Origin of the sequence: Aquibium pacificum (assembly GCF_040839445.1) — a bacterium.
In the GTDB taxonomy this organism is placed as follows: domain Bacteria; phylum Pseudomonadota; class Alphaproteobacteria; order Rhizobiales; family Rhizobiaceae; genus Aquibium; species Aquibium pacificus.
Genome location: NZ_JBDPGJ010000005.1, coordinates 377,352 through 389,439, shown reverse-complemented (window position 1 = coordinate 389,439; position 12,088 = coordinate 377,352). Strand labels below are relative to the sequence as shown.

Annotated in this window: 11 protein-coding genes; 3 read left to right on the top strand and 8 right to left on the bottom strand. The window is 68.1% G+C overall.

Going from position 1 to position 12,088, the window contains the following annotated elements:
- Positions 1-24: 24 nt before the first annotated feature.
- The gene (locus ABGN05_RS22295; RefSeq protein WP_367956248.1) at positions 25-351 is read right to left on the bottom strand and encodes an ArsR/SmtB family transcription factor; all 327 of its coding nucleotides are present in this window, start codon (positions 349-351) and stop codon (positions 25-27) included.
- A 112-nt stretch (positions 352-463) separates the two neighbouring features.
- The gene (locus tag ABGN05_RS22290; RefSeq protein ID WP_367956247.1) at positions 464-2,527 is read right to left on the bottom strand and encodes a LysM peptidoglycan-binding domain-containing protein; all 2,064 of its coding nucleotides are present in this window, start codon (positions 2,525-2,527) and stop codon (positions 464-466) included.
- A gap of 114 nt (positions 2,528-2,641) precedes the next feature.
- Here ABGN05_RS22290 and ABGN05_RS22285 point away from each other — a divergent pair, with 114 nt between their 5' ends.
- Complete coding sequence (locus ABGN05_RS22285; protein WP_367956246.1) at positions 2,642-3,253, top strand: LOG family protein; 612 nt, start codon at positions 2,642-2,644, stop codon at positions 3,251-3,253.
- 7 nt (positions 3,254-3,260) lie between these two features.
- On the opposite strand, the gene ABGN05_RS22280 is transcribed toward ABGN05_RS22285, so the two are convergent.
- Positions 3,261-5,216 carry a tetratricopeptide repeat protein gene (locus ABGN05_RS22280; RefSeq protein ID WP_367956245.1) on the bottom strand — a complete coding sequence of 652 codons (1,956 nt, stop codon included), beginning with the start codon at positions 5,214-5,216 and terminating at the stop codon, positions 3,261-3,263.
- 100 nt (positions 5,217-5,316) lie between these two features.
- On the opposite strand from ABGN05_RS22280, the gene ABGN05_RS22275 reads away from it, so the two are divergent.
- Positions 5,317-5,520 (top strand): hypothetical protein, encoded by a 204-nt coding sequence (locus ABGN05_RS22275; protein WP_367956244.1) that lies wholly within the window; start codon positions 5,317-5,319, stop codon positions 5,518-5,520.
- Positions 5,521-6,015: 495 nt separating this feature from the next.
- Here ABGN05_RS22275 and ABGN05_RS22270 read toward each other — a convergent pair whose 3' ends face one another.
- Positions 6,016-6,483 (bottom strand): hypothetical protein, encoded by a 468-nt coding sequence (locus ABGN05_RS22270; RefSeq protein ID WP_367956243.1) that lies wholly within the window; start codon positions 6,481-6,483, stop codon positions 6,016-6,018.
- Positions 6,484-6,926: 443 nt separating this feature from the next.
- Entirely contained in the window at positions 6,927-7,532 is a 606-nt protein-coding gene (locus tag ABGN05_RS22265; RefSeq protein WP_367956242.1) for a TetR/AcrR family transcriptional regulator, read from the bottom strand.
- A gap of 185 nt (positions 7,533-7,717) precedes the next feature.
- Here ABGN05_RS22265 and ABGN05_RS22260 point away from each other — a divergent pair, with 185 nt between their 5' ends.
- Entirely contained in the window at positions 7,718-8,515 is a 798-nt protein-coding gene (locus tag ABGN05_RS22260; RefSeq protein ID WP_367956241.1) for an alpha/beta fold hydrolase, read from the top strand.
- Positions 8,516-8,625: 110 nt separating this feature from the next.
- Here the strand turns inward: ABGN05_RS22260 and ABGN05_RS22255 are convergent, their stop codons facing one another.
- The 3 genes from ABGN05_RS22255 to cimA form a co-directional block, all read right to left on the bottom strand.
- A complete protein-coding gene (locus tag ABGN05_RS22255; protein ID WP_367956240.1) occupies positions 8,626-9,312 on the bottom strand; it encodes a glutathione S-transferase family protein in 687 nt (228 codons plus the stop codon).
- Between the two features lie 3 nt (positions 9,313-9,315).
- Positions 9,316-10,251 carry an EamA family transporter RarD gene (gene rarD / locus ABGN05_RS22250; RefSeq protein ID WP_367956239.1) on the bottom strand — a complete coding sequence of 312 codons (936 nt, stop codon included), beginning with the start codon at positions 10,249-10,251 and terminating at the stop codon, positions 9,316-9,318.
- Positions 10,252-10,332: 81 nt separating this feature from the next.
- On the bottom strand, positions 10,333-11,946 hold the full coding sequence (gene cimA / locus ABGN05_RS22245) for a citramalate synthase (protein ID WP_367956238.1): 1,614 nt from the start codon (positions 11,944-11,946) through the stop codon (positions 10,333-10,335).
- Positions 11,947-12,088: the final 142 nt, after the last annotated feature.

Genomic DNA, 12,088 nt, shown 5'->3' with positions numbered 1-12,088 from the left:
GGCAGTTTCTTCTTATTGCCGCCGCTAGCGCGCGCAGCAGGAGGACAGGAGCGACCCCACCTCCCGTGAGAGCCGCGCCAGCGCCGGACGGTCGACCGTGTAGCGCGAGCGGCGGTTCTCCGGCTCGTAAAGCACCAGGCCGGCTTCCACCAGCACCTTCAGGTGCTGCGAGACGGTCGACTGCGCGAGGTCTATCTGCTCGACGATCTCGCGGCAGCAGCAGGCATCCCGCGCGGAGAGATGGCGCAGGATCTTCAGTCGGGCGGGGTGGGCGAGCGCGGCGAGTTCCCGGGCAAGGATTTCGCCTTGGGCTTCAGTCCCCGCCGAGTCGGTCTGGGTGTCGAAAGTCATCGTTCATCGTCGATAGACGATGAATTCGCCGGATGCAAGCGCGGATGCGACCTTGCCGTGCCGGGACAATCGACAAGGGGATAGCGGGAGGCCGCGGATAAGCAGCGGGTGCTCACTCGACGGTGGTGGTCGTCATCTGCTCGCCCATCGCGTTGAGATCGGCGGCTTCGCCTTCCGTGGACTTGTCCGGAACGCGGAAGACCTGGCCCGGCCAGATGCGGTCGGGGTCGGCAATCTGGTCCTGGTTGGCGACGTAGATGGTCGAGTACCGCACGCCCCGCCCGTAGACGCGGCGCGAAATGCGCCAAAGCGTATCGCCGCGGCGGATGATGACGGCGCCCTGCACCGACTGGAGCTTTGGCGCGGTGATCTCGGCCGGCTCGGCCGGTTCGCCCGAACCGGGGGAAACGGCGGGGTCGGCGGCAGCAACCTTCTCCTGCGCCGGAGCGTCCGCGGGCGTCGTGGCGGTTGGCGCGACCGGCGTTTTCGCAGGGCCAGGATCGGCGGCGGCAACGTCCTGGGCCGCGGAGGGCCCGGGAGCGGTGGCAGGCTGGCCTGCCGGCTTTTCGGCAACCACCGGCGCATCGGCGCCGGGAGCCGGCGGAGCGGATGCGGCCTGCTCGGCGGGGGGAGACCTTTCCGTGCCGGTTGTCGGCCTCTTCGACGGTTCGTTCGCCACGATTTCTGCTGCCGGGGCGGGCGCGGCCTTCGGCTCGGGCATCGGCGCGGGCGCAACAACGGCAGGACCTTCCGATACGGGCGGCGCGACGGCGGCGATACTCTCGCCTTCCTCGCGCTGGAAGGGCACGGCGGCGCGCGCGACGACCTTGCGGCCGCCATCGTCGAGCAGGTCGGCGCGGATGATGTAGTCGCCGACCGGCAGGTCGCGCTCCGTCTCGATCAGGAAGCGGCCTCCCTCGGAGGCGACCGTCTCGCCCAGCAGGTATTCGTTGGCGTAGACGCGCACCACCATCTTCGGCGACGCCTGGCCGGCGACGAACACCTTGCGGCCCTCGATCTCGACGGCCTCGACGCGGACGGTCGGCCGGTCAGGGGACGGCGCCGGAGCGGTCGTCTCGGGAGCGGGCCGGACCGCCTGCTCGATGACCGGTTCGGTGGGCGTCGCGAGCGCCACCTGCTCTTCCCGGTTTCCAGTATCATCGGCCGGCGCGGCCTGCTCCTGCTCGCTGCCGGCGGGTGCGGCGAGCGCCGCCTGTTCTTCCTTCGGGACGGAGGGCGATTCGGCAACGGAAGGAGCCGTGCCGGCGGGCGTCTCGACGGGGGCATCGCCGTCGGCCGCCGGACGGCTTTCCGCCGTGTCCACGGCTGATTCGCCGGTGCCCTGCGCCGGCGCGGCGAGCGTCTTGCCGCCGTCGGCGGAAGCCACAACCGGCTCGCCGGCAGCATCACCGGATTCCGGCGAAGGAGCCGCGGCGGGCGCCGGCTGCGCGCTGCCGCCATCGCCGGGCGCGGCGACCGCCGGTTCGTCCACGACCGCGACGTCCTCGCCCGCGGGCGCCGGGACAGCGGTCTCGCTCCCCTGCGATCCGGCGGCGGCGACTTCGCCTTCCGGCAAGTCGGCCATATCATCTCCGCCTTCCGGCACCGTGATCAGCTTGCTCGGTTTGCCGGGTTCCTCCACGAGCGCCAGCACCTCGCCGGCCGGCGAATCGGGAACGGAGACGAGCGCGGTCTCGACCGAGGTCGCGGCGACGTTGCTCGGCGTGGTGGCGCGCAGCACGATCTGGTAGTCGCCCGGCTTCAGGGGTTCGTCGAGCACCACGGCGAAATCGCCTTCGCCGGTCGACACCGTCTGGGCGATCACCGATGTACCGTTGATGATCTCCACGTTGGCCTTCGGAGCCGATTTCCCGGCGATCACGACAGACCCGTCCTTCTCGACGCGAAGCACGTCGAAGGTCGGCGGCGAGATTCCGGCATCGGCCGGCGCAACAGTTGTTTCTTCCGAGGGCGTTTCGGTCTGCGGCAGCGGGACTTCCGGCGCGGCGGGCGCCACGCCGCCGGGCGCCGGCGCGGCGTTTTCGGGCAGCGCGGCCACCACCGGCGGAGCGTTCCGGAAGACACCGTCGAACGCGCCGGTCACATAGCCGGCGACGGCCGCGGCGGCCGTGCCTCCTGCTATGAAAAGCAACGCTTTCCAGGGCGAAATCACCATCGCGGGAACTTTCCTTTGCCGATTGTCTTCCGTCTAGCGCGTTTTTTGCAGTGCCACAAGAAAAAGCCCGGAGGGCCTTGACCCGATATACGGGCTGCACCACCAGTGAGTTTCATGAGCACGATTCGATCCGTCTGCGTCTACTGCGGCTCCTCTCCCGGCCGGGGCGAAGTCTACACCGAGGCCGGCCATACGCTGGGCCGCGCGATGGCGAAGGCCGGCCTGCGGCTCGTCTACGGGGGCGGGACGAAGGGCATCATGGGCGCCGTGGCGGAGGGCGCGCTGTCGGCCGGCGGCGGCGTCACGGGCATCATCCCGCACTTCCTGATCAGCAAGGAGCGCACCGCGGCCGAACTCGACCGGCTCGACGAACTCGTCACCACCGACGACATGCACGAGCGCAAGCACATCATGTTCGAAAGGTCCGACGCTTTCGTCGCGCTGCCCGGCGGCATCGGCACGCTGGAGGAGATCGTCGAGATCATGACCTGGGCGCAACTCGGCCGTCACCGCAAGCCGATCGTCTTCGCCAACGTAGACGGCTTCTGGAATCCGATGATCACACTGCTCGACCACATGCGCGAGGAAGGATTCGTCCACACCGGCCACCTGGTGCAGCCGCTGATCATCGATGCGGTGGAGGACATCGTGCCGGGGCTGATCGCGGCGGGGCGCAAGACGGCGGCCGAGGCGGAGGGTGACGAGGCGGTGATCGGGCGGCTGTGAGGGGGAGCTAGCCCGAGCCGCCCAGCCGCGCCCGCAGCCGGTCGCGCAAGGCGGTGGCATTCTGGTGGTTGTAGGGCATGTGTTCGGCGTCGAAGACCTCAAGCGCCGCCTCGACATGGGTCAGCGCCGCGCGCAGGTGGGGGACGGGGTCGGCGCAGCTGTCGTGGTCGGCGAGGGACATGTGGGTAAGCGCCAGGTTCTCCTGCGTCATTGCCCAGTCCACCGGGTGATCGGCGCGGGTGCGGACCTCTAGCGCGGCGCGATAGGCCGCGACCGCTTGTCCCAGCAATTCCGCACCCTCGGCCCCGCCGGTGCGTTCGCCCTGATTCGAAAGCGCGTTGCCGAGGTTGTTCTGCGTCGTCGCCCAGGCAACCGGGTGATCGGCGCGGGTGTGGACCTCCAGTGCGGCGCGATAGGCCGCGACCGCTTGCCCCAGCAGCGCCGCCCCGTTCGCAGGCTCACCCCCGCTGGTGCGCGCACACTGCGCCCGGAGCGCGTTGCCGAGGTTGTTCTGCGTCGTCGCCCAGGCAACCGGGTGATCGGCGCGAGTAAAGACCTCCAGCGCGGCGCTATAGGCATCGACCGCCTGCCCCGGCAGCCCCGCCCCCTCAGCCCCGGCGGTGCGGCGACCCTGCTCCTGGAGTGCAGCGCCAAGGTTGTTTTGCGTCATCGCCCAGTCCACTGGATGATCGGCGCGGGTACGGACCTCCAGCGCGGCGCGATAGGCCGCGACCGCCTGCCCTAGTAGCCCCTCACCCTCGGCCCCGCCGGTGCGGCTGCCCCGCTCCCGGAGCGCAGCGCCGAGGTTGTTCTGCGTCATCGCCCAGTCGACCGGGTGATCGGCGCGGGTACGGACCTCCAGCGCGGCGCGATAGGCATCGACCGCCTGCCCCAGCAACCCCGCCCCCTCAGCCCCGCCGGTGCGGCAGCCCCGCTCCCGGAGCGCGATGCCGAGGTTGTTCTGCGTTGCAGCCCAGTCCAACGGGTGATCGGCACGGGTGCGGACCTCCAGTGCGGCGCGATAGGCCGCGACCGCCTGCCCTAGCGGTTCCGCACCCTCAGCCCCGCCGGTGCGGCTGCCCTGCGCGCGGAGCGCGGCGCCGAGGTTGTTCTGCGCCTTGCCCCATAGCCAGGGGTCGTGCCCCCGAACCGCGTCGGTCGCGACCGCGTTCCACATCGTCGCGGCCAGTCGAAGCCCCTTGCCGCCATAGCGCAAGCCGTGAGAATAGAGCCACGTGGCATAGTCGAACCGCCGCCGCGCCGGTTCCAGCGGGTCGATCTCGGCGAAGCTGTCGGCGGCAGCGGCGAGCAGGGCGCAGGCCTGATCCACCCGTCCGCGCAAGAGCGCGGTCTCGGCGCGCAATTCGGCGGTGCGGGCGGCTTCCTCGACCTCGACCTGATGGACGCGTTGCAGCAGGTCCTCGACATCGTCGAACCGGCCCGCCGAAAACGCCGCCTGCGCCGCGCCCTTGAGGTTCGACAATTGCCGCAACCCTTGCGGAATCGCCTCGACCTGCGCACGCAGCGCGCGCCAGTCCTCGGCCTTCTTGCCCAGCACCTCGACCAGCGCGGCGTCCGAGTCCTCCCATGGCCGGGGCACCTCGAACTGCGCAGCGAGTGCGATCAGCTGCGCTCGGGTCAGGGTACGCAGGTCGGACAGCGCGGCTTCGAGCGAACCCTTCTCATGGCGTAGCGCGTCGATGTCGGCCCGCACCTCGGCCGCGCCGGGGGCGATGACGCCAAGGAGTCCGTCGATCTCGGAGCGCGGTATTTCCAGCACGCGAGCGAGCTTCTGCACGGTCAAGGCGGTGACGTTGGGCAGTTTCGCGTTCTCGATCTGCGAGACATAGCCCTTTCGGTCTTCGTTGCCCAAGGCTTCGAGCGCTAGCGATTGCAGCGTCATCCCGCGCTGCGTTCGCCGTGCGCGCACCAGGGCGCCGAACTGAACCATGTCCATCGCCATGTAACTTTCCGTAACCTGCTGGAAACTCAGACGAAACGACGCCGGCCGGGAACTCCGGGCATCACCCTAGCAGAACCCGTAGAGGTTCGGAAACAGGGCCATGGAGGCGGTGATGCAGAAGTTCAAGGAAGTGGTTCCGGCGGTACTGCAGAAGTTCAAGGCAGTGGTTCTGGCGGTGCTGTGCCACCGGGTGCTGCACGGCGCGGTGGGCGCGGCCTATGCGGCCGGCGCGGTGGGGGCGGACAAGGCTACGGTCGGCTGGGTTCTGGCGGGCCTTTACCTGGTGATGGCGGCGCGAGGATGATATCGGATGGCGGGGATGGAACCCCGCGTATTTGGCGAAGGCGGACCGGTTGTCCATGCGCTACTCCCATCCGTGACAGGCCTGTCACGATAGAAGAATACCGTGTATTCACAATGTATTGCTCGCCGAAACATGCCCGGATAAAGAAGAAGCGGGCGTCCCGGACAAGATTGTCCGAGCAAGGCGGGGACGCGGCGCGCGGGCGCGATCCGAGGCCTCACCGCCGCGCCGCCGCCTCGGCCACCGCATTCGGCGCCGCCGGTGAGATTGCCGTCACAGGCGGCGTCGGTCGCAACATTTCCCGCTCGCCGGCAGGCGAGCGGGTTCAGAACTTTCGGTTCTCCGCTTTGTTGCGTTCCGGGTTCCTGATCCCCAACCCTTCCGGCTGGGTCGCTCCGGAAGCATCAGGGTGCGCCTCGTCCTGGCCATGCTCCCCCCAAGGGCTGAGCGTGGCTCCGGGCGGGCCTTCGACTTTGACAGCGCGCTTCGGAAAGATCAGTTGATCTTGCCCGTTCCGGAATTGTACGTGCCCCAGCGCTCCGTCACGGTCTGGCCACTCGCGGTCACATCGAAGCGATAGCTGGAATTGCGACGCCCACGGGTCGTGTTGCATGGCGGTCGGAACTGGTGCGTGACCGTTGTGGTGCCCGAAGCATTCGACATGACGCGCGTGGTCCCATGCTCGAACAGTCGGCCAGTCGACAGGACGTCGTACATCCGCACCCGGATCGGAACGCCCGCAACCGCGCTGTGACGCACGACGACCGACGGAGTTGCGCCCCTGCCACCAATGCTGGCGCAAAGGTTTTCCTTTTTCAGGGGAGGAACACTGACGCCCGTAATCCTGAAGGCGGACGCCGCTGCAACACTTGTCGCCGGCGCGTTTTGCGATCCGCCCTCGCTGACACAGCCGGCCAGAAAAATTGCGGCCGAGAGGCCCATAGCGCTTCGGAACAAGATCATGATTTTTCTCTCCTTTTGGGCGCCGCACGCGGCTAGCAAGTTCCTTCATGCTAGGAAGCAAGCATCTGGCGCGTCATTGTCGAAATCGGAAAAAGCGGAAGTTTCGGAAAAAACTCAGATAAAAACCCAGCTCGCTCAAGGAGATAGCGCTAGCCTTGCTCAGGCAGAGTGAAGGAACTGCATGGGCGACATGTGACCGTGGCCTGACTATCGAGAATGGCATGAGCTGCTGGATGCGGGGCGATCGATGCGTCGCAAATCGTCCACATACGCTGCGGAAGCCAAGGCGTCGGGGCTGGAGATCATCGCATGGACGGCGGATCGGCTCCGGGCCGCTGGAGGATGGCGATGGGTGGTACTTCCATTCCATCGTCGAGCCGATCCACCAGATGCCGGGACCGGACACCCGGTCTCCGCGCGTCCCCGCACCGAAGGCCTTCGGATCACGGTTTCAGCGCACGCCTGGTAGCCCGCTCGGCTTCGTCGATGATCGCTTTGACCCGTGTCGGGGCTGGGGTCGAGATCAGCTGCAGGGCGATCCCGCGCAGGAGGCCAAGGAGGGACACGGCCATCGCCTCGGGGTCGGCGTCCGGCCTCACCGAGCCGTCGCGGATCCCTTCGCGGACCTTGTCGGCGAGCAGGCGCCGGAAGCGGGCATCCTGTTCCGCGTAGAGCGGCATCAGGACGGGATCCCTGGCAATCGCCTCGCCCCACATCTGCAGGAACGCGCGGGCGGCCGGACGCTGGTTGGTGACGTTCCTCAGGTAGGCGCTAACCATCCCTGCCAACCACGCTCCGGCACTTGCCCCAGGAGCCGGGAGGCTGAAGGCCTGAGCATCGCGCATGACCGCGCGGAGCAGATTCTCGCGGCTGCCGAAGTGATGAGAGACGATCCCCCGGCTGTAGCCGGCGGCCGCGCCGACCTTCGCCAAGGTGAGCGCGCGCGACCCCTGCTCGGCGACCAGCGCCGTCGCGGCAGCTATCACCTTGCGTTCAGTCTGCTCGCGACGCTCTTGCTGCGTGCGGCGAGCGGGAGGGTGATCGGGCATCAGGACAGTTCAGACATGGGGTCGACGAAGCCTGCGGTCCACCGGCGTGCGCACTCATCGCGCCGTTAGCATGCGCGACTGAGCGCGCGCAAGCAGCCACGGAGGGAGCGCCGGTAGCGGGACTTGCGTTCCGATCCGGATATGATACTTGCTTGTTAGTCAGCAAGTATCTTAGAGGTGATCTCATGCCGCGCACGCCACTCGTCCTCGTCCATGGCAACCCCGAATCGGCAGCCATCTGGGGACCGCTCATCGGAGAGCTCGGCCGGGCCGACGCGATTGCACTGTCGCCACCCGGTTTCGGTATCCCAGCGCCTTCCGGCTTCGAACCGTCGATGACGGCCTATCGAGACTGGCTGGCATCCCAGTTGGAGCTGTTCCGCGCTCCGGTCGACCTGGTGGGTCATGACTGGGGCGGGATCCACGTCGCGGTGCTGGCCATGAGCCGCCCGGATCTGATCCGCAGCTGGGCCTCCGATGCACTCGGCGTGTTCGCGCCCGATTATGCCTGGCATGCGCGGGCACAAGCGTGGCAGCAGGAGGGCGTCGGCGAAGCCTCGGTGCAGGAATTGTGGGGAGGCGACCTGGAAAAGCGGCTTGCCGTCACGTCCGCTCTCGGGATGACCGGTCGCATGGCTGAGCGGGTCGCGGCAGGCATGGATCCCGAGATGGGTCGCGCCGTCCTCACGCTGTTGCGGTCGGCACGACAGCCGGCGATGGTCGAAGCGGGACAGCTCCTGCCCAGTGCCGCACAACGTCCGGGCCTCGCTCTCATCGCTGTCGACGACTTCGGGCGAGCCAGCGGGACGCTAGAGCAGCATGAGTGGGCAGCGCGGCGAGCGGGCGCGAAAATGGCGCATCTGAACGGGGTTGGCCATTGGTGGCCGCAGGAGACGCCCGCGCCGGTGGCCGAGGCCCTGAGGAATTTCTGGGCGGAGCTGCCGGATTCCCAGGAGGACCCGGCGACCGGCTCCCAGGGGTAGCCTTCGGGGGTCGGCGGGGTGGCGACACCCGGCCCCTGGCCACGCTGTCGGGCTTCGCGCCAAGCGCGCGATCACCTTGTCGCAATGGCAAGGCCTTCCAGGGTCGCATCTCACGCCCTGGCGCGCAGGTCCTCGGTCCACTCACCGGCGGCGCGCGCCTCTTCCTCGTGGCCCTCCTCGCGCCAGGGTTCGGCAAGGGCGGCCTCGTACCATTCGCGTATGGCCGGTTCGGCGAGCATGCGCTCGACATAGGCCGACGCTGCGCCGCCGAAATCGAGGCCGTAGGTCTGCGCGCGGAAGGCGACGGGGGCGAAGAAGGCGTCGGCGCCGGTGAAGGTGTCGCCGGCAAGGTACGGGCCGCCGAAGCGGACGAGGCCCTCGTTCCAGAGTTCGCCGATGCGGGCGATGTCGCGCTCCAGCGCGGCGGGGCGGTGCTTCAGCCTGACGCGGATGCCGCAGTTCATGGTGCAGATGTCGCGCAGCGTCTGGAAGGACGAGTGCATCTCGGCGGCGGCGCAGCGCGACCAGGCGCGGGCTTCGGCGTCGTCCGGCCACAGGCCGGGATGCCGCTCGGCGAGGTATTCCACGATGGCGAGCGAATCCCAGACCGGGCGGTCGGCGTCGATGAGGCACGGCACGCGGCCATTGGGCGAGAGCGGCTTGTAGGTCGGATAGGAATCTCCGCCGGGGAACGGGATCTGGCGCTCGGTGAAGGGGATGTTTCTCGCGCGCATCAGCACCCAAGGGCGCAGCGACCAGGACGAGTAGTTCTTGTTGGCAATGACGAGTTCGTACATTTGTCACCCTCCGCGGTGTTCGAAACCCTGCGCGGCATCGCGGCTCGATCGCGCCTGCGAGACCATGGACCAGGTGTAGATCGCCAGCGCGATCCAGATGAGCCCGAAGGCCATGGCGCGCGCCTGGCCGAACGGCTCACCGAAGACGAAGACCGCTATCAGGAAGATGCCGGTCGGCGCGACGTACTGCATGATGCCTAGGGTGGAGAGGCGCAGCAGCTTGGCGCCGAAGGCGTAGAACAGGAGCGGCACGGCGGTCGTCGGTCCGCACAGGAGGAGGAGCACCACGTCGTTCGGGTTCGACCAGACGAAATGCCCTTGCCCCGTCGCGCCCAGCCACAGCACGTAGGCGAGCGCCGGCAAAGCCAGGATCAACACTTCGAGGAAGAAACCCTGACTCGGGCCGATCGGCAGGGTCTTGCGCAGGAAGCCGTAGGCGGCGAAGGAGAAGGCGAGCGCCAGCGACACCCAGGGCAGGCCGCCGGCCTCCAGGGTGAGGATGACGACCGCGACCGCCGCCAGGGCAACGGCCGCGATCTGCGCCCGGCTCAGCCGCTCCTTGAGCAGCACGGCACCCAGGACGACGCTGACCAGCGGATTGATGTAGTAACCGAGCGAGGTTTCCACCGCCCGGTCGACGGCGATCGCCCAGACGTAGAGCCCCCAGTTGACGGTGATCAGCCCCGCCGTGAGGGCGGCCAGCGCGATGGTGCGCGGCGAGCGCAGGGCCCGCTTCAGATCGGCGGTGCGGCCCAGCGCCAGGATAACCGCGCCGGCGATCGGCACCGACCAGACGATGCGGTGCGCCACCACCTCGACCGCCGGAATGTGCGCCAGGAGCTTCATGAAGAGCGGAAGCGTGCCCCAGAAGCCGTAGGCGAGAAGGGCGTAGACGAAGCCGCGCGCGGCGCCTTCGGAGGATGCGGTCTGGGCAGTCATGGGCTTCCTATGGGCCGCGGAGGCGGCGGCCGCCAATGCAATTTGTTGATGGTTGGATGAAAATGGGCTGAAGGGAGAGACCTATTCCGCCGCCACCAGCCCGGCCATCTCGCGGTTCTTCATCAGCTTGTAGACGATGGAATCCATCAGCGCCTGGAAGGAGGCGTCGATGATGTTGTCGGAGACGCCGACGGTCCACCAGCGGGCGCCGGTGGCGTCGCGGGATTCGATGAGCACGCGGGTCACGGCCTCGGTGCCGCCGTTGAGGATACGGACCTTGAAGTCGACCAGCTCCATGTCCTCGATCTCGGCCTGGAATTTTCCCAGATCCTTGCGCAGCGCGATATCGAGCGCGTTGACGGGGCCGTGGCCTTCCGCGACCGACATGCGCTCCTCGCCGTCCACCTCGATCTTCACGATGGCTTCCGAGACCGTCTTCAGCTGGCCGTTGGCGTCGAAGCGGCGCTCGATCATGCAGCGGAAGGAGGTGACGTCGAAGAAATTCGGTACGGTTCCGAGCGTGCGGCGCGCCAGGAGCTCGAAGGAAGCGTCGGCGCCCTCGTAGGCATAGCCCTGCGCCTCGCGCTCCTTGACCAGCGATATGAGCGTGTCGAGCCGGTGATCGGCGCGGGCGACCTCGATGCCGCGGCGCTTCAGTTCGGCGACGAAATTGGCCCGGCCGCCCTGGTCCGACACCATGACGCGGCGGCGGTTGCCGACCGTCTCGGGCGGCACGTGCTCGTAGGTTTCCGGCTCCTTCAGGATGGCGGAGGCGTGGATGCCGGCCTTGGTGGCGAAGGCGGAGGAGCCGACATAGGGCGACTGCGTGTCGGGTGCGCGATTGAGCAGCTCGTCGAAGCCGCGCGACAGGCGCGAGATGCCCTTCAGTGCCTCGGCCGAGATGCCGGTGGTGAAGCGGTCGGCGAAAGCGGGCTTCAGCATCAGGGTGGGGATCAGCGTGATCAGATTGGCGTTGCCGCAGCGCTCTCCGATGCCGTTCAGCGTGCCCTGGATCTGCCGCACGCCGGCCTCGACCGCGGCGAGCGAATTCGCCACCGCCTGGCCGGTGTCGTCATGTGCGTGGATGCCGAGGTTTTCGCCCGGGATGCCTTCCGCGATCACCCTGGCCACGATGGCTCGCACCTCCGACGGCAAGGTGCCGCCGTTGGTGTCGCACAGCACCACCCAGCGGGCGCCGGCCTCGTGGGCGGCTTTCGCGCAGGCCAGCGCATAGTCGGGATTGGCCTTGAAGCCGTCGAAGAAATGCTCGCAGTCGACCATCGCCTCCTTGCCGGCGCCGCGCGCGGCCTCGACGGAGGCGCGGATGGCGTCGAGGTTCTCGTCCTCGGTACAGCCGAGCGCGACGCGCACGTGGTAGTCCCAGCTCTTGGCGACGTAGCAGATGGCGTCGGACTGCGACTGGAGGAGGCCGGCAAGCCCCGGATCGTTGGAGGCCGAGACGCCGACGCGCTTGGTCATGCCGAAGGCGACGAATTTTGCGCGGGTCGTGCGCTTCTTTTCGAAGAAGGCCGTGTCGGTCGGGTTGGCGCCGGGGTAGCCGCCCTCGACATAGTCGATGCCGAAGGCGTCGAGCATTCCGGCGATGGCGATCTTGTCCTCGACGGAGAAGTCGATGCCGGGGGTCTGCTGGCCGTCGCGCAGCGTGGTGTCGAAGAGGTAGAGGCGGGATTTCATCTAGAGGTTTCTCCGGCATGTGGAGCGTGCCGTATCGCTGGAAGATCGCGCCAGGCGCCCCCCTCTGCCCTGTCGGGCCTTTGTGGAGGGGCAGGCATCTCCCCCACAAGGCGGAGATCAGCCGGGCAGGATCTCGCCAGGC

Coding starts and splice junctions, on each gene's coding strand:
- ABGN05_RS22295 (WP_367956248.1), bottom strand. CDS start 351: ATGACTTTCGACACCCAGACCGACTCGGCGGGGACTGAAGCCCAAGGC.
- ABGN05_RS22290 (WP_367956247.1), bottom strand. CDS start 2,527: ATGGTGATTTCGCCCTGGAAAGCGTTGCTTTTCATAGCAGGAGGCACG.
- ABGN05_RS22285 (WP_367956246.1), top strand. CDS start 2,642: ATGAGCACGATTCGATCCGTCTGCGTCTACTGCGGCTCCTCTCCCGGC.
- ABGN05_RS22280 (WP_367956245.1), bottom strand. CDS start 5,216: ATGGCGATGGACATGGTTCAGTTCGGCGCCCTGGTGCGCGCACGGCGA.
- ABGN05_RS22275 (WP_367956244.1), top strand. CDS start 5,317: ATGGAGGCGGTGATGCAGAAGTTCAAGGAAGTGGTTCCGGCGGTACTG.
- ABGN05_RS22270 (WP_367956243.1), bottom strand. CDS start 6,483: ATGATCTTGTTCCGAAGCGCTATGGGCCTCTCGGCCGCAATTTTTCTG.
- ABGN05_RS22265 (WP_367956242.1), bottom strand. CDS start 7,532: ATGCCCGATCACCCTCCCGCTCGCCGCACGCAGCAAGAGCGTCGCGAG.
- ABGN05_RS22260 (WP_367956241.1), top strand. CDS start 7,718: ATGCCGCGCACGCCACTCGTCCTCGTCCATGGCAACCCCGAATCGGCA.
- ABGN05_RS22255 (WP_367956240.1), bottom strand. CDS start 9,312: ATGTACGAACTCGTCATTGCCAACAAGAACTACTCGTCCTGGTCGCTG.
- rarD (WP_367956239.1), bottom strand. CDS start 10,251: ATGACTGCCCAGACCGCATCCTCCGAAGGCGCCGCGCGCGGCTTCGTC.
- cimA (WP_367956238.1), bottom strand. CDS start 11,946: ATGAAATCCCGCCTCTACCTCTTCGACACCACGCTGCGCGACGGCCAG.